This is a genomic window from Algisphaera agarilytica (assembly GCF_014207595.1).
GTDB classification, from domain to species: domain Bacteria; phylum Planctomycetota; class Phycisphaerae; order Phycisphaerales; family Phycisphaeraceae; genus Algisphaera; species Algisphaera agarilytica.
This window is the reverse complement of sequence record NZ_JACHGY010000001.1, coordinates 2,786,821-2,809,048: the sequence shown is the minus strand read 5'-3', so window position 1 is coordinate 2,809,048 and position 22,228 is coordinate 2,786,821. Positions and strand designations below refer to the sequence as shown.

General features: G+C 63.7%; 16 protein-coding genes. 1 reads left to right on the top strand and 15 read right to left on the bottom strand.

The window, feature by feature from the left end; all coding sequences use genetic code 11:
* Nucleotides 1-35: 35 nt before the first annotated feature.
* The 15 genes from secD to HNQ40_RS12015 form a co-directional block, all read right to left on the bottom strand.
* Nucleotides 36-3,698, bottom strand: coding sequence for a protein translocase subunit SecD (gene secD / locus HNQ40_RS12085; protein WP_184678086.1), 3,663 nt, complete (start codon nt 3,696-3,698; stop codon nt 36-38).
* Nucleotides 3,699-3,852: 154 nt separating this feature from the next.
* Complete coding sequence (gene yajC / locus HNQ40_RS12080; RefSeq protein WP_184678085.1) at nt 3,853-4,287, bottom strand: preprotein translocase subunit YajC; 435 nt, start codon at nt 4,285-4,287, stop codon at nt 3,853-3,855.
* Nucleotides 4,288-4,372: 85 nt separating this feature from the next.
* Nucleotides 4,373-5,599: a tRNA guanosine(34) transglycosylase Tgt gene (locus tag HNQ40_RS12075; protein ID WP_184678084.1), complete on the bottom strand. Its 1,227-nt coding sequence runs from the start codon at nt 5,597-5,599 to the stop codon at nt 4,373-4,375.
* Between the two features lie 185 nt (nt 5,600-5,784).
* Complete coding sequence (locus HNQ40_RS12070) at nt 5,785-6,702, bottom strand: rhomboid family protein (protein ID WP_184678083.1); 918 nt, start codon at nt 6,700-6,702, stop codon at nt 5,785-5,787.
* Nucleotides 6,703-6,715: 13 nt separating this feature from the next.
* On the bottom strand, nt 6,716-7,297 hold the full coding sequence (locus HNQ40_RS12065) for an NUDIX hydrolase (protein WP_184678082.1): 582 nt from the start codon (nt 7,295-7,297) through the stop codon (nt 6,716-6,718).
* Between the two features lie 45 nt (nt 7,298-7,342).
* Nucleotides 7,343-9,364: a tetratricopeptide repeat protein gene (locus tag HNQ40_RS18635; RefSeq protein ID WP_184678081.1), complete on the bottom strand. Its 2,022-nt coding sequence runs from the start codon at nt 9,362-9,364 to the stop codon at nt 7,343-7,345.
* A 42-nt stretch (nt 9,365-9,406) separates the two neighbouring features.
* Complete coding sequence (locus HNQ40_RS12055) at nt 9,407-10,474, bottom strand: hypothetical protein (protein ID WP_184678080.1); 1,068 nt, start codon at nt 10,472-10,474, stop codon at nt 9,407-9,409.
* Between the two features lie 252 nt (nt 10,475-10,726).
* On the bottom strand, nt 10,727-12,145 hold the full coding sequence (locus tag HNQ40_RS12050) for a vanadium-dependent haloperoxidase (protein ID WP_246403214.1): 1,419 nt from the start codon (nt 12,143-12,145) through the stop codon (nt 10,727-10,729).
* A 479-nt stretch (nt 12,146-12,624) separates the two neighbouring features.
* The gene (locus HNQ40_RS12045; protein WP_184678078.1) at nt 12,625-13,692 is read right to left on the bottom strand and encodes an aldo/keto reductase; all 1,068 of its coding nucleotides are present in this window, start codon (nt 13,690-13,692) and stop codon (nt 12,625-12,627) included.
* A gap of 124 nt (nt 13,693-13,816) precedes the next feature.
* Nucleotides 13,817-16,537 (bottom strand): hypothetical protein, encoded by a 2,721-nt coding sequence (locus tag HNQ40_RS12040; protein ID WP_184678077.1) that lies wholly within the window; start codon nt 16,535-16,537, stop codon nt 13,817-13,819.
* 38 nt (nt 16,538-16,575) lie between these two features.
* Nucleotides 16,576-17,124, bottom strand: coding sequence for an ExbD/TolR family protein (locus tag HNQ40_RS12035; protein WP_184678076.1), 549 nt, complete (start codon nt 17,122-17,124; stop codon nt 16,576-16,578).
* Nucleotides 17,125-17,128: 4 nt separating this feature from the next.
* A complete protein-coding gene (locus HNQ40_RS12030; protein WP_184678075.1) occupies nt 17,129-17,617 on the bottom strand; it encodes an ExbD/TolR family protein in 489 nt (162 codons plus the stop codon).
* 97 nt (nt 17,618-17,714) lie between these two features.
* On the bottom strand, nt 17,715-18,455 hold the full coding sequence (locus tag HNQ40_RS12025) for a MotA/TolQ/ExbB proton channel family protein (RefSeq protein ID WP_184678074.1): 741 nt from the start codon (nt 18,453-18,455) through the stop codon (nt 17,715-17,717).
* Nucleotides 18,456-18,501: 46 nt separating this feature from the next.
* A complete protein-coding gene (locus HNQ40_RS12020) occupies nt 18,502-19,830 on the bottom strand; it encodes a hypothetical protein (RefSeq protein WP_184678073.1) in 1,329 nt (442 codons plus the stop codon).
* A 63-nt stretch (nt 19,831-19,893) separates the two neighbouring features.
* Complete coding sequence (locus HNQ40_RS12015) at nt 19,894-20,934, bottom strand: hypothetical protein (protein WP_184678072.1); 1,041 nt, start codon at nt 20,932-20,934, stop codon at nt 19,894-19,896.
* A gap of 175 nt (nt 20,935-21,109) precedes the next feature.
* Here HNQ40_RS12015 and HNQ40_RS12010 point away from each other — a divergent pair, with 175 nt between their 5' ends.
* Nucleotides 21,110-22,204, top strand: coding sequence for a Gfo/Idh/MocA family protein (locus tag HNQ40_RS12010; RefSeq protein ID WP_184678071.1), 1,095 nt, complete (start codon nt 21,110-21,112; stop codon nt 22,202-22,204).
* Nucleotides 22,205-22,228 lie beyond the last annotated feature (24 nt).

The following is a 22,228-nucleotide window of genomic DNA, read 5'->3' as shown; positions in this document are numbered from 1 at the left end:
TGGGCTTTATCAATGGTGGTTAATCCGCGAGAAACTCAGCTCGTGGTCGCGGCCGCTGAGGGGATCGCCGCGGTGCTGCCGTCCGGGTCGGGGCGGTTATCGGTGACCGCGACGCCCGAGCCCGCACCGCCGGACTTGTCGCCGATGAGCAGGATCGGGGCGGCGATGGCGATCGACGAGTAGGTACCCACGAGCACACCCACGAGCATGGCGAAAGCGAAGCCGTGCACGCCCGGGCCACCCAGGACATACAGCGTCAGCACCGCGATCAACGTGGTGCCCGAGGTCAGAACCGTACGGCTGACCGTCTGGTTGATCGAGTCGTTGATGATCTGCGGGGTCGCCCGGCTCAGCCGGCCGCGGTTCTCGCGGATGCGGTCGAAGACGACGATGGTGTCGTTCAACGAATAACCGACGATCGTCAGCAGCGCCGCGATCAGCGTCAGGTTGATCTTGAAGTCGTCCAGCAGCAACGCCTGGAAGCCGGGCACGGCCGAGAGGTAACCGCAGATCGCGAGGATACCCATGGTGATCGACACGTCGTGGACCAGCGCGGCGATGGCGGCCAGGCCGTACCGGAGGCTGCCGAAGCGGAGCCAGATGTAGCCGACGACCGCGAGCAGCGACAGCACCATGGCGACGATCGCCTGCTGCTTCATCGTGCCCGAGACCTGGCTCGAGAAGTTACTCACGCTGGCGAGGCTGGTGTCGCGCTGCAGCGCGTCCTGGACCAGCGACCACTCGGTCGCGGCCAGACCCAGCCGTTCGGTGAATTGGCTGCGGTCCTCGGCGTAGTTGGTCTCGTTGTCTTTCACGACCACGGCCATCGTCGAGTAGCTCGGGTTGCCGTTCTTGTCGTTGCCCGCACGCTCGAGGCCGTAGACCTTGAACGGGCGCGAACCCAGCAGGTCGTAGCCCGGCTGACGACGCATCCGCGAGATCCGCTCGGTGACGTCTTCGACGCTCACCGCGGGGCTGAGGTCTTCCAGGACGATCGACACACCGCCCACAAAGCTCTGGACGTCCGGCGACTGCTCGGTGAACTCTCGGCCGAGGCTGCCGTACAGCGAGGCGGACACGATCGGCTCGACGACACCCTTGGCTTCATCAACCGACAGCCCCAGGCCGTCGAACTGAACGGTTTCGGTGACATCCAAGACATCGCGGAAGATGATCTTGATCGCGTCACTCAGGGCCGAGGAGTTTTCGATCAGGGTGGCGACGCTGAAGCCCTGGCTGCCATCGCTCTCGAGCGTGACGACCTGAGCATTTTCCAGCAGCGACCAGTCGGCCTTGGTGGGAAGGTCCAATTGCTTGTCTTCCCGACGGTCGGCGTTCTGGGCCTCGACCTGTTCGATCTGTTCCTGGAGTTTGGCGTCGATCTCGGCGGCCTCGGGGCGATCGCCGAACTCCGCCAGACGGGTGCGCACTTCTTCAATCGGCAGCTGCGCCCCGTCGGACAGCGTGAACGTCACCTCGGTGCCGGAGCGGAACTCGATGTCGAGCATGTCTTCGCCGCGGGTAAACGCCATGGAGAGGCCGGCCACGATCAGGATCACGCTCACGGGCAGGAACAGCTTCCGCAACCCGATCCAGTTCACTTTGGGCGACAACAGCTTGGCCAACGCCGGCACGATCGTGGGCAGCATCGGCAGGCTCTTGGCCTTGGTCAGCAGCAGGTAGAGTTCGATGATCACCCGCGTCGAGAACAACGCGGTGAACAGCGTGGCGAGGATACCCACGCCCAGCACGACCGCGAAGCCCTTGACTTCGGCCGTGGCGGTGTAGCCCAGCACAACACAGGTGATCAGCGTGGTGATGTTGGCGTCCAGAATGGTGGACAACGCCTTATCGAAACCCAGACGCACCGCGGTGGGCAGATCGGCCTTCGCGTCGAGCTCTTCGCGGATCCGTTCGAAGATCAGCACGTTGGCGTCGACCGCCATACCAATGGTCAGCACCAGTCCCGCGATACCGGGCAGGGTGAAGGTCGCCTCGATCAGCGACAGGATGCCGAGGATGATCACCATGTTGGCGATCAGCGCGAAGTCGGCGACAAGGCCGGAGAACAGGTAGTAGAACGCCATGAAGATAGCCACCACGATCATCGCGATGATGCAGGCGTTCAGGCCTTTGCGAAGGTTGTCAGCACCCAAAGAAGACCCAACGGTGACCTCTTTGATCGGGTCGTAGGAGAGTTGGCCCTCCAGCGAACCCGCGTCGAGGGTGTTGAGCAGGTATTGGTACTCGGCGGTGGAGAACTCGCCGGTGATGGTGCCGCCGGAGGTGAGCTGGGCCTGCAGGGTCGGGGCGGACATCAGTTCGCCGTCGAGCACGATGGCCATCTGCCGGCCGACGTTGCCGCCGGTGAGTTGTCCCATGAGCTTGGCGCCCTTGGCGTCGAGCGAGAAGCCCACCGCGGGTCGGCCGAGTTCGTCGCTGACCCGCGTGGTACCGTTGAGCGCCCAGTCGTCTTCGCCGGTCATCGCGGTGCCCGGGGTGTTGGAGAGCAGGACGTAGAAGTCGCCGCCGTAGGCACGGGCCACGAGGCCGCGCGAGAGGAAGGCCCCGCCCGCCGAGGCCGGGTTCTCGATGAGCGCCTCGCGGGCTTCGCGGTTCTCAAAGAACTTCTCGAGCGACTGCACCTTGAACCAGCGCCAGTCCTCGGTCAGACCCGCACGCGGGCCCTTCTCGTCGAGGCGCTGCATGTAAGTCGACAGGTCCAACGGCTGAGCGGGCACCCCGCCGCCACCGGGAGATGCGGAGATACGGAATTCCAGAACACCTGCCCCGCGGAGCAGACGCTTGAGGTCTTCGGGGTCGTCTAGCGGCCCCTTCACCGCTTCGAAGGCTTCCCAAGCGGCGGCGGTCGCATCGATCTGATCCACCAAACCGGGCCGGGTCGCTTTGAAGCTCTCCAAGGCTTCCTGACGGGGCGAGACGTCCTGACCGCGACGCACCTCGTTGGACAGCGCGAAGATGCGGTCGACCTCGGCCGGGTCGATGGCGTTGGACAACACCTCAGCCCGGGCATCGGTGTAGGCGTCACGGGCGGCACTGAAGGCGCTCGCGGTGGAGTTCAGTTCGGCAAACAGCGCATCAAGCTGAGTCTGCTGCGCGTCGGTGGGCGACGCACCAAACTCGTCCTGGGCATTACGCCAGGACTTGTTGACCGCTTCGTAGGGCGCACGCAGCGCGTCCCGCTTGGCGGCGAGCTCGGCGAGCTCATTGAGCTGCTCGACCATCGCCTCGCTGCTGTTGGCCAGCGTTTGGAATTCTTGCTGGCGGGCTTCGGGGTCTTCGATGAGCACCGCCGAGTCGATCGCCGTGACGTCCAGCGTATTTTCACGCAGCTTCTTGAGCTCGGCCTCGTATGCTTCCTGGGTGATCTTCACCCGCGGGTCGGGCTGGGCCATGGTGATCGAGACGCGGTTGCCGATCTCCGGACGCCAGATCAGGTTCTTCACCCCGGTGGGGTCGACCCGGTCGCGCTGCACCATGATGGTCTGATCGATGACGCTCTTGGCGTCTTTTCCATCGGGAACGAGCACGTCGTAGACCAGCGTGGTACCACCGGCCAGGTCGATGCCCGGCTTGAGGTCGATGGTCTTCGGGTCGCCGTCTTTGAGCAGCAGCAGCGCCGCACAGCCCGCGAGGACGGCCAGAATCAGCAGGGGTTTCCAGATGGGGTATTTCATGGATATCAGATTTATGATTGAAGATTTAATGATTGAATCAAAGGCGGATCGCGTTCGGGTCGATTCCTGATTGAGTTGAGATTGTTTCAAATCCGAACACCATCAATGGCGTTCGGTAACTCGCCAATCTTCAATCAAAAATCAAAAAATCACATCAGTCTTCTGACGTGACGCTGCTGATCGCAGACTTGGCGAAACGCAAGCTGGTGTTGGTGTTCTCGTCGACTTTGACCAGGACTTCGTCGTCGCGGACTTCGACGACCTTGCCGATCACACCGCCGACGGTCTGAACCTTAGCGCCCTTGCTGAGGTTGGCCATCAGCTCGGCCCGGCGTTTCTTTTCCTTGCGGTTGCCGCTCATCGAGAAGATGAACAACAAGCCGATGACCAAGATCATCGGGAACAACAGGGCCGAGAGCGGGCTGGCGGAGGGAGTTGCTTCACCGTCCTGGGTACCCCCTGGAGCCTGGGTGCCGGCGGCGCCGGGCGCACCCTCCACCGCGCTGTTCAATTCAGCACTCGCAGGGGCCACGGAGTCGTCAGCTTGGGCCAGGGTTACGGGCCAGGTCGAATCAATAAACGGGTTCATCGGGAGGGTCTTCTTTGTCGTGTTGGGGCCGGGCCTACAGGCGAGCCAAGCCCCGGGGATCGGGTCTATAGAACAGCCGCCAGCGTCATGCGCCAGCCGGGAATGCGACCGGCCAGCGCTCGGCTAGCGAGGACCACGCATTGTCACGGATCGCCCCGCGGATGTCCAATAGCAGGCGTTGAAAGTGCCGCAGGTTGTGCAGGCTCACGAGGATCCCGCCCAGCATCTCGTTGGCCTGGAAGAGGTGGCGGATATAGGAGCGGGAGAACCCCGTGCAGGTCACGCAGTCGCAGCCCTCCTCGATCGGCCGGGGGTCCTCGGCGAATTTCGCGTTTTTGAGGCGGATCAGGCCCGTCGAGGTGAAGGCGCTGGCGTTTCGGCCGTTGCGGGTCGGCAGCACGCAGTCAAACATGTCCACCCCCGCCCGGACCGCGGCTACGATGTCCCGCTCGTAGCCCACGCCCATGAGGTACCGCGGCTTATCGGACGGCAGCAGCGGAGCCGTGTGCTCGACCACGCTGCGGATCTCGTCGCTGCCCTCGCCGACCGCCACCCCGCCGATGGCGAAGCCCGGCAGGTCGTGCTGGGTGACCTGCTCGGCACAGAACGTCCGCTGATCCAGGTCCGTGCCGCCCTGCACGATGCCGAACAGGCCCTGCTCGTCCCACCGGCCGCTCGCCCGGTGGGCTTTCACGCAGCGATCCAGCCAGCGGAGCGTGCGTTCGTTGGCGATCTCGACCCGCTTGGCGTACTCGGCCGGAGTCATCACCGCGGGCTCGGCGGTTTGGGTTCGCGCCGAGTCGGACCGCACCGGCGAGTCGGCCACGTTCCGGGGATTCAGCTTCTCGACCGCGGCGGGCGGGCAGTCGTCGAACGCCATGATGATGTCGGCCCCGAGCTGCTCCTGCACGAGCATCGACCGCTCGGGCGTGAGGTGGAACTCCGCGCCATCGAGGTGGCTTTTAAATTTGACGCCGTCGTCGTCGATCTTGTTGAGGTTGCCGAGACTAAACACCTGAAACCCACCCGAGTCGGTCAGCATCGGGCCCCGCCAGCCCGTCCAGTCCTGCAGCCCGCCCATCTTTGCGATGAGCTCGCTGCCCGGTCGCAGCAGCAGGTGATACGTGTTGCCCAGGACGATCTGGGCTCCGGTGTCGGCCACGGACTGGGGCAGCAGGCCCTTGATCGTGCCCTGCGTGCCCACGGGCATGAACGCGGGGGTGTCGAACGAGCCGTGCGGCGTCGTCACCCGGCCGAGGCGGGCGTTCGAGGTTTCGTCTTGCTGGAGCAGCTCGTAGGAGATCGCGGACATAGGCCGCACAGTTTAGCGGGAAGACTCTGCCTTACTCCCTCTCCCTCCGGGAGAGGATTGGGGTGAGGGCACTACGCATCATGTCGCGGATGAAATTATCTCCGAACTCACCTTCCCCCTCCGACCGGCTTCGCCGGCCACCTCCCCCGGGGGGGAGGGGTTACAGCCACATCAAACACTGCAGGTTACTGCTTCGACTCGCTCGCCTGATTCAGGGTTTTCTTTTCTTTCTTGGTCAGGCTCGCAAGGCCTTTTTCGCTCACCTTGGCGAGGATGCGGTCGATCTCCGCCTCGGTCGCGCGCTCCCGCTCGAGCTTTTTCTGGAAGCGTCCTTCGTTGATGCCGTCCTGAATAGACGAGGGTGAGACGCGGTCGGCCCAGTTAAGCCAATTTGCTCGCTTTACCAGGATAAAACCGGCCAAAGCGCCACCCAGGTGTGCCGCCTGCCCCCCCGCATTCGTGCCAGGTGTTGCCCCCTGAGCCAAGACCACATATGCGGCAACCAACAATAAACCCCAAACCAGAACCTTGATCGGAATCGGGATGAGGAAGAAAAGCAAGACCCGCATGTTGGGAGCAAGAAGGGTTGCAGCCGCAAGGATCGCAAACACCCCGCCAGATGCTCCAACCAGTGGCGCCGCCGCGTTGCTCACAAAAATACCCGACAGCCACAGCAGAACATAAACCAAAGCCGCCACCGCACCCGACAACAGATAAAACGCCAAAAAGCGTTTAGACCCGAAGTGCTGCTCGATCATGGGGCCGAAGAAAAACAGCCCCAGCATATTTCCGAGGATGTGGCCCAACCCAGCATGAAGAAACTGAAAAGTCAGCAGTCGCCAAACCTGAAATCCCAGGAGGCCTTTCTCGGCCGAGAAATAGCCCCATCCCTCGAGCGGATTCATCCCACCATGATTACCGAGGAGCACCCGGCCCAAAATCCCATCTGCGAAAAACACCCCGATATTGATCACAAGCAGCCAAAACACGACCGATCGCCGCCCCGGCATCGCGATGCCGAAGCCACCACCGCCCATGCCACCACCGCCGCCGCCCCAGCGTCGCGCTTCTTCTTTTAAATAGTCACGGTCGCCTGCGCCCATGCTCGTTGATTCCTCAGCTCTGCTTCTCGGGGTCGTGGGGGATGCCAAACGTCTGGTGGTACAACAGCGTCGCGATCGACTTCGCGTCGCGGATCGTGTTGTCCCGCACCATCTTCATCGCCTCGTCCCACGCCACCGCTTGAGCGGTGATCTTTTCGGTCTCGTCCAGGTCCTGCCCGACATACGTCAGCCCCGCAGCCCGATAAGCGTGCAGCAGCTCCGTGCAGAAGCCCGGCGTCGGGAAAAACTCGGCCAGCTTCTCCACCCGGTCGGCCCGGTACCCGGTTTCTTCGATCAGCTCCCGCGGCGCGCAGTCGTCGGGCGACTCGCCCCGCTCCACCGTCCCGGCCGGCAGCTCCCAGAGCGTGTCCTGCACCGCAAAACGCTCGTTACGGATCAGCACCACGCCCGGCCCGACAAACTCAAAACCCTCGGCCTGCCCATCCGCGATCCACGGCAGCACCACCACCGCATCGGCGGCCTCGACGATCTCCCGCCGGTGCGTGCCCCCGCCCCGCTTGGGCAGATCGATGCCCCGAACGGTCACGCGGACGCCCTGGTGCACAATCTCGGTCTCGGGGTGCAGGTCATGCATGCCCGCATCTTAGCCCGTTCGACGCGGCCGGCTGGCGGCAACGCCTCAATGCATGCCGAGCGTAGCGACGGTGCTCGCCAGATTCGTGATGCCGTGGCTAGCCAGGAAGCCGCCGGGGGTTTCCAGTTGCTCTCGGGAGTTGTACCGGTAACGCCAGCGGAAATCGTCGGAAGTCGTGTTCTCTTCGATCCAGGCGGCGCTGGCGGGCAACACCAGTACGGACTCGGGCGGCTCGATGCGCAGCGGCTGGGCGGCTTCCATCGCTCGCCACGCGGCGGCGAGGTCCGACACGGTCGACAGATCCGAGGATGCGTGTCGGCCCAACGGGTCGAGGCGGAAAATCGCCAGGGCCGCTTCGTCCTGCTTCTCCTGCTCGAGCTGCATGTGGCGGGCCAGACCCTGGATACGCTTCCACGCGTTGAGGTAGTCGGGGTCGAGCGTGGTGGCCTGTTGGTAGTTGGCCAGTGCGTCCTGGTGCTTGTTCATCGAGGTGTAGAGGTACCCCCGCAGGTAGTGCACCTGGGGCGTCAGCGGCTGAGCGATCACCAACTCGTCGAACACACGCGCGGCGATCGTCTGCGCCCGTTCACCCGAAAACGCGTCTTCACACCCGAAGCAGTGGCTCTCGACCCGGCCGAAGCTGGAAGGCATCAACTCGAAGGCCCGCTGGTAGTGCTCGGCCGCCTCGTCGTAACGTCCCAGGTTGGCCAGCTGGATCGCCAGCCGGGACTGGATGCAGTAAGCGTCGGCGAAGTGCGTCAGCGCTTCCTTGTATCCCGTTACGCCGTGCGACAGCAGGCCCGCACGGTCGAACTCGTCCGCGTCTTCAGAGATGCGGATCGCCCGGACGGCACCCTCCATGATCTCGGCGGTGTCGTCGTCACCCTGAGCGCGGAGCACCTCCGCGAGGATCGCATAAGCCCGCATCCGGTCGCCAGCACCCTGCTCCCCGTCGGACGGGTCGATGCTGATGGCCTGGCGGATGATCTGATCCGCCGCATCGACGTCACCGGCGTCCAAGGCCAACTTCGCTTTCCAAATCAGCGGTCGTTCCTCGAACTGATCGCGGGCAAACAATTCGTCGAGCCGGGCGGGCGCGCCGTTCGGATCGAGTTCGGCCAACAGGGCGTAGAGCGAATCTTCGCCGGGCTCTTGATCCAGGGCGTGGTTCACCATCGCCAAGGCGTCCTGGGATTGGCCGTTGTCCGCCAACGCGCTGGCCACGTACACCGCGAGCGGCGAGGAACCGCTCGCCCCCTTCTGGGTGAGAATCTCTTTGAGATCGCTCGTCCCCCAGTAGGGCGACTTCTCAAGCATCAGCCGCACATCCGCCCAGCGCTCGACCTCGCCGTAGAATACCGCCACCTCGACCATGGCATCCCGGATCGAGTCGACGTCGCCGCCGTAGCCGCCGCGGCTCTCCTGTTCGTGGTTCCGCACGGCGTCGGAAACCCCGTCGATCAGCAGCTTCTCGACCTCCGCGAAACGTTCCGCTTTCATCAAGACACCCACCGCCTGCTGCCGCGCCGAAGCGCGATACCAGCGGTCGTTTCCTTCGGGATCGGGGGCCTTCGCCAGCTCGGCGAGGGCTTGTTCCAGGCCTTCGTCCAGCCAGTCTTCTCGCTGCATGAGCCAGCCGATCTTCGCTAGCTGCACGTAGGCGTTTAGCGTGTTGTTGCTGTCGGACGATGGGTTTTCCTGGGCGATCTTGATCTTCTCACGCAGGGATTCGACGCCTTGTTCCACTTCGCCGGCGGCGAAGCGGGCGTCGATGAGTTGATCCAGTAGGTCCACGCGCTGCTGGCCCTCGGCGTTCTCCAGGGCCTGCTCGACCTTCGCCAAAACCCGGTCGCTCTGCTCGAGCTGTGCGCCGAGTTCGATGTACACAGACCAGAACGCGTCGCCGACTTCGGTGTCGATCATCTTTTCGGTGAATTCAAACAACGGCTGCACCGCGCCGGCCTTCTGCAGGGTCTCCATCAAGCCCCAGGGCAGGCTCACCTCGTTTTCGCCCGACGTGTAGTGCTCCTGCACCAACGCGGTGGCGTCGTCGATGCGTTCATGCACGATCAGGCCCAGCAGATAAATCGTGCGTGCCTGGCGTTGCTCTCAGGGCTCGTAGTTGTCGTAATAGGGGTCGAAGCCCCGCGACTGCCCAAATCCGCCGAGCTGCTTGATCATGTCGACCAAGCCCTCGTCGCCGCCCTCGGCCTGGGGCTTTTTCTTCTGGCCGTACTTCTTATCGAGGGCCTCGTACAACGCCATGTTGTCCTCGTCGACCGCCCAGACCAGCCCCCAACGCGGCACCGCGAGATCATCGATCTTCTCGGTGGCGATGCGGGTCGCCAGCTGGCGGGTCGCGTCGCCCACTTCGATCCCGATCCCTTCGACCGAGAGCACGACGATTTCTTCGAGCAGCGCCCGGGCTTCATCTTCGCCGTACAGCGTGACCAAGTCCGGCACCTCGAATTCGTAGAACGCATCCGGGTTGGCCTTTGCCCGCTGGATCCGCGCACGGATCTCGTCCACGCCTTCTTTTTGTTCGCCCCGGATATCGGTCAGGGGCGCGATGGCTTCGACCAGGTACTCGCTGTAGTGCGAACCGGCTTTCTGGGCGGTCTTGATGGTCTGCTCCGCCTCGGCGAGGAACTTGTCCATGTCGTCGTCGAGATAAGACACCAGCAGGCGGAGAGCGCTCTCGGTGAGTTTTCCTTCCTCGGCTTCGCGGGCATCGACCTGATCCATCAACGCCGGCCAGGCATCGGGGCCGGGGATCGCCCGCACCACATCGGGCAGCGTCAACGGCCCCGACTCGTCGTCATCGCCGAACTGCCCCCGGTAACCGCCGAAGCCCCCGCCGAAACCGTAGGGGTCGCCGAAACCGCCCGCTTCATTTTTCGGCGCCTCGGCCCAGCGGTCGTACAACGCAATCCATCCCGTCGCCGCGTCTTCCGGCGACATCGCCGGCCACGCCTCGGTGAACTTCTTTAGGTCCGCCCGCAGCGGGTCCTCCGCCGGCTCTTGCTCGGGCGTGGCCTCTTCTTCCTGCGGCTCCAGCCACTGCTTCAACGCCGCCTCGGCACCGATGAGTTCCTGGGCATCAACGGCCGGAACGCCACCCAGCAGCAAACCGCTCAACCCAAAGCCACAAAGAGCGACACCACGCCAATCCATCATGATTCAAACTCCGGAAAGCAACAGTCACGAATGCAACACGCCTGGAAAAGAAAAACCCGATCACACAGCCACGCTACGCCAAGGCCTAGACACCGTAAGCCAGTGAGATGACCCAACTGATTTTCAGAAGATAACACAACCCCCCATGAGTTAGAAAGAAAACCGTCAGCCCGATTCCCGGAAACGCGACAACGAAAAAGGACGAACCCACCGATGGCGGGTTCGCCCTGATTTGTAGCAATGAACTGGCGGTTAGTGGGTTCGGCGACGCCGGGCGGGCAGGTGAAGCACCAGACCCAACGCCGAAAGGGCCAGCGCCGCGGTGGGTTCCGGGACCGCGCCTGCGGTGAAGGGGTTGGCGAACATCGCCTGGGCGATCTGTTGGCCGGTGAGTTGGCCCTCGATGTCGTCGAAGTTCCAGTGGATGCCCAGGTAGACCCGGCTGCGGCCGTTCTCGGCCATGGCTTCGCTGAGCGAGGTGAACGTGCGTTCCGCGTCGTCCAAATCGCCGAGGCCGTACAGCTCCGCGAGCTCTTGGTCCGCCAGCAACGCCTCCAACTCAGCCGAGGTGAGACTGAAGGTGATGTCGTCGGTGCCGTAGAACTCTTGGAGCGCCCCGAAGAGTGCGCCGCCGAAGGTGGCGTGGCCGGAGAGGTAGGTGGGGAACGGCGGGGTGAAGCCGGTCAGGCTTTCGCCGTCGGGCGCGCCCAGCGGCGTCCAGTCGGACACGCCTTCGGTCATCGCGTTGCCGTCGATGTCGCCGTCACGGATGCCGGTGACCGGCCGCCAGAAGTCGTACTCAAATTTTGAGTTCCACGCGACGATGCCGGCGTCGGCCATCGCCACGGTCGCCTTGGCAAACAGCTGAGCGTTTTCTGCGGTGGTGTTGCCTTCCTGCACCGCGATGGTCTGCAGCACATCGTTGAATAGCGTCATCGGCGTGCCCATGCCCACGCGGTCGTAGGCCCAGAACACACCGATCTCGGTTTGCTCGTCGGTGCGGGTTGCGCTGTCGACCGAGCCGAGGGCTTTCACTTCGTTGTAGGCGTCGGCATATTCCTGGCTCGACAGCGCGGGCATCGCGTCGGGGAGGAACGGGTTGACCGAGTTCAGGGCGAACGTATCCACCTCGCCCCAGGCCGGGCCCCAGGCTTCCTGGTCGGGGTTCACCGGATCGGGCTGCCAGTGGCCGATCTCGTAGGTCGGGGTGTATTGGACGCTGGTGTCGTAGCCGTCGTTGGAGCGCTTGGCGAGGATGGCCTGGCCGATCTGCGTCCCGAGAGCGACGCCCGAGGTCTTGGCGGCGCCGTCGGAGATGCCGGCGAGGGTCGTGGCCAGCCCCGTGTCGAGGGTGGTTTGTTGATCGCCGTAGATCCCGCTCAGCACGGTGTAAGCGGCCTGGGCCGCGGCGGCTTCGCTGGACGCACCCGAAATCAAGCCGGCGTCGATCCCGCTGTAGTTGTAGAACGCGGTAGCGTCCATCCAACCGCCGGTCATCGCCATGCTGTCGTAGATCGCCAGGTTCATCATGGCCATCGAACGTGAGGCCATCCCGGGGTTCTGCAGCGATTCGTTATCGACCAGCACGCCGCTGGCCAGCGAGTTCCAATCCAGAACCACATCCTGGCCGACCGTGACCGTGGCGGGAGCGGCCAACAACGCCGCCGTCATCCCCGGCACAAGCCATGTGTTCCGGAACCGTTGCCTATCTTTCGCTTCGTCCAGCCGTCCATCTGCCCGACGAGCTCTAAACCACGCAACATCAACACACTTCATGCAAGGCCTCCTTTCAAGGCTACCACCAAACATGCCACACCAAACGGATATGGCCACGTGATGTCAGACGGAGAGTGACTGCGCTCCGAGCGGTGAGGCGGCGACTCAGCCATGCGACAGCTCAGAGAGATTCGGGGAGACGGGCCAGGCGGAACAAATCGAATAATGTTGGGCCCGAATCGGCGAGGCGGGATGTCGGTTGCGTCAGCGGGGCCCCCTCAGGGCTCATCAAAACTCAACCCAACCGAAGCCGACGTGAATAAGCGGGGTCACGTCCGTGGCTCGGCATTTAGGCCGAACGTACGGATTGGATGGGTATTGCGGGGCAATGCAAAAAAATTTCGTTACCCGTCTTCGTCAGCCGAGATCGGGCCTCAGGCCAGCGCCGGGGCGACGTATTGGCTGCGGACCGCCCCGCCCTCGGCGGTGCTGCTCTTGTGGTCGCAGGGGTGGGCTTCCTCACCCAGGCCGAAATCATCGGCGTAGAGCTCGGCGACCTTGGCCAAGACATCCTCGGGCAGCTCGGTGCCGTCGCAGCAAACGGCGTACTTGTCCACGTCATCGGTGCTGAGGATGTTGGGCTCGATGCTGACCATCGCGGGCTGCTGGGCGAGCCAACGCAGGGCAAACTGCGTGACGGTCATGCCCAGGTCGCCGGCGATTTCGCGGATGATGGCGTTTTTCTTGAGGCCGTAGACCATCCAGGCGCGGTCGCGGAATTTGCGGTGGTCGCGGTCGGGGAACTTGTGGTGCTCGTCCTTGAACTCCTCGTCGAGCATGCCCGAGTTGGTCGGGACACGGGCGATCACACCGCCGCGTCCCTTGGCCGCCGCGATCTCGCCGAACTCACGGCCGAGGTCCTGCTCGTACAGGTTCGCCACGGTCTGCACCACCGCGGCGTTGTGTTCGAGGAATGCGAGGTGTCCTTCTTCACGCCAACCGATGGCCGGGCCTAGCGCGATGCCCCATTCCTTGATCTTGCCCTCGGCCTTGAACTTCTTCAGCTCTTCGAACAGCTCGGGCTTGTAGTGCTCGAGCTTGATGTTGTGGGCCTGATACAGATCGATGCAGTCCACGCCCATGATCTTGAGCGAGTTCTCAAGTTCCCGACGGAGGTTGTCGGGGGTGAAGTTCTGCTTGCGTTCGCGGTGCGAGCCTTCTTCGCCGGGGTCGGTCACCAGGTCGTAGCCGAACTTGGTGGAGAGGACGATGTTGTCCCGGCCGGCGTATTCAAGCGTCGGCTTCATCAGCGACTCGGCTCGCCAGTTGCCGTAGGCCGGGGCGGTGTCGTAGAAGGTCACGCCCTGGTCGAAGGCGTGGTTCTGGATGGCGACCGCTTCGTCGTCGGTGAAGTCGCCCCACCAGTTCACGCCGAACGTGAAGTTGCCGAAGCCGAGGAGCGAGACGTTGAGGTCGGTGCCGGGGATGTTGCGGGTGTGCATAGCGAAAAGCTGGGTTGGGGTGAGCGGTGGATGCGAAAAGTACAGAAGTGTAGCGGCGTCGCGGCGGGCTTCAATCCGCCCCGAAATGGTTTGAAATCCCGCAGCGGTTCCCGGGGTAGCGGGGCTACAGCCCCCGCCGCTGGGCCTCGATGGCCAGTTCCTTGAGCTGGCTCTTGAACGGCTCGCCCCCGAGCTCGGGGTGGGTCTGTTCGAGTTGGCGCACGCGTCGGGGGACGTCGGCGACACGCTCGCCGAGCTTGAGGTTGACCTCCAGCCGGGCGATCCACGACCGCCAGTAGGTGTCGGGGTACGGCTCGGTCAGCCCGCCGATGATGCGGTTGAGGATGGGCGTCGCCTCGCGCAGCGAAGCGGGGTCGCCCTTGCTCACCAGAGCACGGGCTTTTTCGAACAGCACATCCACGTTGTTGCCGAACTCGGCTTCGAGGTTCGTGTCACGTAGATAAGCCAACGCCTCGTCCGGGCGGTTCGCGATACGCAACGACTTGAGCACCACCAAGCGATACGGCAGCATCTGCCTCGCCTCATATCCCTGGCCCTGCGCCCAGTCCGCGAGCAGCTTCGCCATCGCCGCGGCCGCCTCGGCGAGCTTGGCCGAGTCGGGCGACTCGTCGCCGAGCTGCTCGATCTGGCGTTCCATGTCGTTGAGCACGTTGTTGATCACGCCCGCCGCGGCGTCGGGGTACCGCCCCATCATCGTCCCCGCCGCTTCCTGCGCCTGGTCCAGACGGTCGGCCTCGACCAGCAGCAAGATGCGCCGCTCCAGCCCGAGCTGAGCCAGTCCGGGGCGGTCGGCAAACTCCGATTCAAAACCGGCGATGCTTTCGAGTGCTCCGTCGAGATCGCCGCGTGTCGCGAGCACCTGCGCCTCGGCCAGCTTGGCGTTAGCCAGTGTACGCGCGGCGCCGTCCGCCTTAGCCGACTGCGCCGGATCAGCCAGCACCGGCCGGGCCTGCGCCGACACCCGACGGGCCGCATCGAGCAGGTCCGACTCGATTCGGTTGCGCTTGGAGCCTTCTCGGGTCTGCTCGTACCACTGCGTCAACGCCGAAACCCGCTGGGCCTGGGCTTGGAGGTAGTTCGGGTGGGTCCGCAGCTGCTGGTTGTAAAGCTCGGCCGCTTGTTCGTAGTCGCCCCGCGACTGGAACATCGCGTAGGCGTAGTACACCAGTCGATCGTCGGCGGGCTTGGTGGTGTCGAAGTGGCCCGAGTCGTAGAGCACGCCCATCGCCCGCTCGAACGCCGGCGTCACGCCGGGCTGGTCGGCGTAATTGCGGTGCAACGATTCGAGCAGCCGGGTCGCCAGATCGATCGCGTCGGTCGCCACCGGCAGGGTCGGCGTCTGCTCGGCCACCGATGTCGAAACCTCTGCCGCCGACAGAAGACTGCTCAGCTTCTTGGGGTTCAGCGCGTAGGTGGCGTAGGCCAGGTTGTAACGGCCGTCGGCCCAGACCTCGTCACCCACGGCGTCCCGGTCGTCCACGGTCTGTGCGAAATCGATCGCGCGTTGCAGCGATGTCCGCCCCGCCTCTTCCTCGCCGCGCTGCAACCACAGCAGACCTCTTCGGCGTGAAATATCAGCCACCGCCACACGCACCGCGCCGGGCAACGACTGAATCGTCTGCGCATCGGCCTCCGCGGGGATCGACGACGCCCAGCGATCGTAGATGAGGTTCCGCAGCGCCGACGCACCGTTGCCCAGGGCCGGGTCATTCAGCAACTCGAAATAGGCGGCGTACGCCTGCGTGATCAACGCGTCCCGCTCAGCGTCCTGCGCTTGTTCCGCTTTGCGGAGCCGAAGCAGGTGCAAGGCGTCGGCGACCAGGAGTCGATCGTCGAGCCGTTCGCGGACCGCCGAGCGTTTGGACAACTCGGCCAACCGGACCTCCGCCACGTCGGGCTTGCCCTGCTGTTCGATGGCGCTGGCCCGCGCGATCGAGGCCGCCAAACGGTCGGAATTCCACGCCGGATTCGCCACTGCCGGGGCGAGGTATTCCGCCTCGGCCCGGTCCGCCTCGCCCCCACTCAGCAAGACACGCCCGGCCAGCGACTGGGCACGGGCCTGCAATGCGTCGCCGCCGATGTCGCCGTCGAGAAACGGCCGGAGCATCGACATCGCCACGCCACGCATCTCCGCCCGTTTCTTGTCGGCCGTCATATTTCCGCCCAGGAAGAACGAATGCTCGTCCCCCAGCAGCGTCGCAAAATAGGCCGCGTTCGCCGCAAACCACGCGTTTTTCTGGTCGCGGTACTGATCGAAAACCAGTGAGTTCAACAGCGAGGTTTCGATCTGCTCACGCAGCGCGGTATCACGATCAAGACGCGCTTCAAGATCACGGAACTCCTGGCTGGCCTGGATCAGCATCGCCAACGCGATGGGCACATCCTGTTCAAAGGCTTTGCGTTGGTTGGCGGTCGGCACGCCGAACTCCACAAAGCCGGGCGCGGATCGGCGGAACCCCTGGAGGTGGGTCACCAGCAACATCTCCGCGAGCTCGGTCCGCCAGACCGGACGCAGCGGGTGCTTCTCCATCTCGGGGTTGTCGATGAGCCCGCGCAGGAGTTTGCGTGCTTCGTTGAACTGGGTCAGCCGTTCCTGCCCAGAAAGTTTGGAGTCGCGGGCCGCTGCACGGAGCGTGTCGATCTGCTTGAGAACGGTTGAGGCGGTGCCGTCGAATTCGCCGGTGCTTTCGAGGTAGGTCAGGAACTTCTGCACGGCCGGGTCCGCCAGAGACGGACCTGCTTGGGCATAAGCACCGGGGCTCGCCAGCACCAAAAGAAGCCCGCAAAGCATCGCGGCCCCGCGTCGTGTCATCCATGCTTTCATTCGGCCAGTCCTCCGGCTCTTGGGGGTGCGTTGCGCACTCACGGCTGATTCGACCGTGCAAAACTCACATTGGTGTACTTGGCCGAGATCGCGGCGTTGAACGCGTTGACCACGTGCTGCCAACGCACCGTGCCTTGGGGCTCGATCAACACCGGGTTGTCGGGCTCGTAGATCCCGTCGAGGCGCGATCCGTCGGGGTCATATCTCAGACGGTCGAGGTCCGCCGCGAGTTCGCCGAAACTGGCGTAGCGTATCGGGCTGCCCACCGGGCCGCGTTCGATGCTCACCAGCGCATCGTCGCTGGGGTCCGACATCAGGCGGATGGTGATCTTCTCCCGGGGCAATTCATCCGACGCCGTGGGCGAGCCGGCCCCCTGCGGCAGCTTCGCACTGAGCACACCCTCGTCGATCATGAAGTTGGCGGTCACAACGAAGAAGATCAGCAGTTGGAAGATGACGTCGATCATCGACGTGAGGTTGAGCTCGCCGACCATCGCGGGGCGTCGCCCGCGGCGCTGCCGCGTCGAGCGGTGGTGCACGGTCGCCTCGTGGGGGCTGTCGGGTTGGACGGGGTGCGGGTCAGCCATCGATTCAGTCGCTGGGCATGTAGGCCACCAGGTTCACGGTCTCGATCCCGGCGGTGCTGAGCGCATCCATCACCGGCTCCATCACGTCGTAGTAGATCGCCCCGTCGGCCCGCAGCAGCGCTTCGACCTCCGGCCGCTGGGCCTTGACCTGCTTGAGCTTCTCGGTGATCCCGGGGATGTCAGTGATCTCGAAGCGGGAGTTCGAGCCCGTGCCGATCTTGATGTAGCTCGCGGTCCCGGTGTGGCTCAACGGGAACTCGGCCCGGCCCTGACGGGTGAACGGCTCGGGCGCCACGTTGATCACGATCCGATCCACATCACCCAACTCGCGCGTCTGCGGGTCTTCGAGCTCGGGCAACACCATGTCGACGGTTTCTTCCGAGACGATGTTGTTCACGAGCATGAAAAAAATGATCAACAGAAACACCACGTCGATCAACGGCGTGATGTTCATGCTCGGGGCAACTGCGCCGCGTTGGACCACTTTCGACATGCTGGTGTTTCCGATACGAACACTTGGTTTAGCGGCGGATCGCAGACCCGCGTGCCGGGGAGAACGGCGATCTGCGATCGCAGGCTAAACGAACAATTCATTTATCCGAAGAAGAACGCTTCTTCCGCGACGGGCGGAAGGGCTTGATCAACTGCTCGGCCTGCACCAAACCCTCGGCCGTGATCGCATCGATCTTGTTCCGCACCACTGCGTACGACGCCAACGCGGGGATCGCCACCACCAAACCCCAAAACGTCGTGACCAGCGCGGTGGAGATACCCGCGGCAAGCTCGACCGGGTCCGCCCCGCCGCCCGCATCCACGAGCGTCTGGAAGGCCACGATCATGCCGTAGACCGTGCCGAACAGCCCGAGCATGGGGGCGATGTTGCCCATGACGTTGAGGATCTCGATGGGCCGGAGGATGCGGGTCGCCTCGGCGTCGCCGGACTCTTCCAGGGCGCGTTCCATGGCGGCGTAGCCGTTGCCCGCCTCGTTGAGCGCCGAAGCCGTGATCCGGCCGAGGTAGCTCGGGTCGTTGTTCGCAAAGGCGATCGCTTCGCGGTACTGCTTGGCCGAGAGAAACTTCTCGATGCCCGACTGCGTGTCGTCGGGCAGCAGGTTCACCCGGCGATACCGCATCACAAACACCAGCGTCAGCCCGAGGCTGATGAACGACGCGATGATGAGCAGCCAAATGATCGCCAGGCCCAGCAGATCGTCCGACCAGAAGAACGCCTGGAAGAAGCTCGCGCCGCCTTCAGCAGCGGGGGCGGGGTCGTCCTGCGCCCGAGCGGGGCTCACGGCCAACGTCAACACCGCGAGTGCGGTGGCGGGCATAACGGTTTTAATCATGGGATGCATCGACATCGGTTTTCCTATTCGATTATTCATCGGGTAGCACATTGGTGGTCACCGCAAGGTATTCGCCACCGGTCATGTGGGCGATCTCTTCCATAAGGGTCTTTCGGACCTTGATCCGATTACCATCATCATCTGTCACAAATTCCCCTTTACCATCTTTCTTAAATGCCAAACGATCTAAATCGTTGAACTCAATGGTATTGATAACAATGCCACGGCTATTTTTCGTTACTGCATCGATAATTAGATCACGCTGGATTTCAAACTCACCACGACCCGGATTGTAAAGATTTTGAGATAGCAAGAAGATCAAGTCAGGCTTAACTCTAAACGCTCGCTTCAACGCGTCAGTTACATCCCCCGACCCTCTGGTTCTGACATTGCTAGTATCGCGCAGCCAGCTAATGGTTTGGCCTTTTGCATCAGCGGTTGCACGCTTCAGCCCCCTGGGCGGCACTTCTTTGGTTCCGTCCCCATCAAAAACGACCACACTAAACCGTTGCTTCTCGCTCATATCTCTGAGAGAGATCGCTAGTTCGCTCACAATCTGCGGATAGTCACTGATGATCGAACCATCGGCCTCGACAACGAAGACGATGTTCTTCGCGTTGCCGCCGCTGCCGAAGAAGTTGGTGTCGAACTCGGCGGCGTCGTTCAGGCTCAGCTCGAACGACGGGGCCGAGGCCGCGGCGGGCTCGCCCAGGCCGGGCAGTTCCAGGTCCAGCTCGAGGTCCAGTTCCAGCGGCGTCGGCTCGGGCGTGGGCGGCGCGGCGACGGTGGGCGTCTGCGTCTCGACGCGTTGCACCACCTCGACTTCCAGCGGGGTGCCGGGTGTGTCGCTGAGCGTGACCAGCGGGACCACGACCTGCTCGTCATCGAGAACCTTCTGCACCGACCACACCACGAAGATCGCCACGATCACCAGGCCCGCGTGGGCCAGGAGCGAGATCACCCAGGGGACCAACCAGACCATCGGGCTGTCGGGTTCGTCCTCAGCCGGGGGCGGGCCGTCGACGCCGTGCGCCTCGACAAAAGCAATCGAAGCGTCCGCGGCGGCGGGATCGATGGCGTCGTCTTCCTCCGGCTCGTCGAGCGGAGTTTCATCCGGTTCGTAATCTTCTGCTGGAGCCCCGGGCTTCACTCCGCCGGCCCGCTGCATCGATTCGTCGATCGCGTCCAGGTCCGAGGCGTCCAGCAACTCGTCGTCATCCGCATCGGTGAACAGCGACTTGCTCGGTCCGACGTCCGGCGGGTCCTCCCCGGAGGGGGGCGAGTTTTCAGCAAAACCCAACCAGAACATAGAGACGCGTTCCCACGATCGGATGCAGATCAGTTCGCGGCGTACGGACACCGCAAAGTCTCATCTTAACCGATGTGCCATCCGGAACGGCGAGTGTGGCTCCCCGACTGGGGCTCACTCGGGCAGGAGGTCTTCTTCGCCGAGGTAACGGTGGACGCCGCCGGACTGCATCGCGATGAGTTCCAACGTGCCTAGCCGGGTCGGGGTGGAGAGCGGGTCGGGGCGGCGGACCTGGAGGGTGTGAAAGACCACGTCGCGGGTGTTGGCCGTTTCGATCAGCGAGAGCAGGCGGGCACGGGTGGCCAGGGCCTTGTCGCCGCCGCCGGTCAGGCCGTCGCTGAGCAGGATGATGGCATCGGGTTGATAAGCCAGGGCTCGCCGGATCGCGGCGTCGGCATTCGGCCGACCCGAAGCGATGATGCGTCCCGAGCCGGGGTCGATCCATTGGCTGGTGTGCTGCACCGCGCGGGTGGTCGCCCGCTTCATGCCGTACGGCGGGGCCTCAGTGACCTTGCTGCCCGCGAAGAACATGACTGCGAACGACTGCTCGGGCTGGAGCTGATGGATCGAACGCTGCAGTTCTTCAAGGATGAAGGGGAAGGTATCGATGAGCGAGCCCGACGCGTCGATGAGGTAGACGACACGGGTCGCGCCGGGCGTGCCGTAGAGGCCGCCGATCTCGTAGTAGGGATCGTCTTTCGGATCGGTGGGCATCACGGGGGGATACACGGCATCGGGCTGGGGCAACGCCACCATGGGCTTGAACGACTCGGCGGGTTGGGCTGTTTTCACCTCCACCGCGGGCTGCGAAACCTTGGGCTGCGCAACCTCGGGTTCTTCGACTTGCGTAAAGCTCGGTTGATCGAGTTTGGCGGGAGACAAAGTCGCCACCGTGTGCGGCGTTTGAAGTTCGGCCCCTTGCTCCGATGCGGACGACTCGATCAGCTCGTGCGGCAACGCCGTGGCGACCGACGCGTCGGCGGCGTTGCCCGGGTCACGTCCCATCGTCGCCCAGGCCACCACCGAAGCCAGCACCAGCAACAACACGTGCGCTCCGATCATCCACGAACGCGACGTGGCGTTCGGCGGACTTGCGTTTGCAGGTTCGGAGGAAGTCGAAGCGCCCGAGGTCGAGGAGGTGCGGGTCTGGGTCATGGTGAGTCTTATTCCGAGCGAGATGAGCGACGAGCCATTGGCGAACACGAAATCGCCTTCGATGTGGATCGGCCATGTGGTCGATCCACCGACAAGAGATTTGCGGTGTTCAGACAACGTCCCGATAATTCGCGGCTGCTTTGTCTGCTCTTCCGATCTACTCAGGATTACACCCATGGCTCGCTCTTCCGCTACCCCCAAAAAAATCCGCATGGCGTTCATCGGCGCGGGCGGAATCGCCAAGGCGCACCTCGATGCGTTGCAGAAATTCGATAATGTCCAAGTCGTTGCGCTCGCCGACGTCAGCAAGAAGACGCTCGAGGCCCGCAGCGAGGAATACGACATCCCGGGCGATGCGCTGTTCACCGACTTCAAGAAGATGTTGAAGGCCGTTCAGCCCGACGCGGTGAATATCTGCACGCCGAACGGCCTTCACGCGCCCAACGCCATAGCGTCCAGCAAGGCCGGGGCCCACGTCATCGTTGAAAAACCGATGGGCATGACCGCCGCCGAGTGCAAGCGGATGATTGCCGCGGCCAAGGCGGCGAAGAAAAAACTCGTCATCGGGTTCCAGTACCGCTTCGACCCCAAGACCGAGTTCCTCACCCGGCTGCGCGACGACGGGGTGTTTGGCGACATCCGTTTCGCCCGGGTGCAGGCCCTGCGCCGCCGGGGCATCCCCAACTGGGGCGTGTTCGGCCGAAAGGAGCTGCAGGGCGGCGGCCCGCTGATCGACATCGGCGTGCACGTGCTGGAGATGTGCCACTTCACGATGGGCAGCCCCAAGCCCGTCGCCGCCGTGGGCATGACCGACACGTACCTGGGCAACAAGCCCTCGAACAAGATCGCCTCGGCGTGGGCCGGCTGGGACCACAAGACCTACACCGTGGAAGACCTGGCGGTGGGACACATCCGCTTCGAGAATGGCGCAGTGATCCACCTCGAATCCTCTTTCGCCGCCCACCACGAGCACCGCGGCAAGATGGACTTCCAGATCATGGGCACCAAGGGCGGGGCGAAGTGGGACTCCTCGGAAGTCTTCACCGACCAGAACGGCCACATGATGAACCTCACTCCTGCGTGGCTCCCCGAGAAGGAAGGCGGATTCGCGGGCTACTTCGGGCTGAAACTCCGCAACTTCGTCGACCACATCACCAAGGGCACCCCGTCGCTCGCCCCGGCCGAGCACGGCCTGATGGTCCAGCAGATGCTCGATGCGATCTACGCCTCGGCAGACAAAGGTGGCAAAGAAGTCTTGATCAAGGGGTGATCTCGTGGCACGTTTAACCATGCC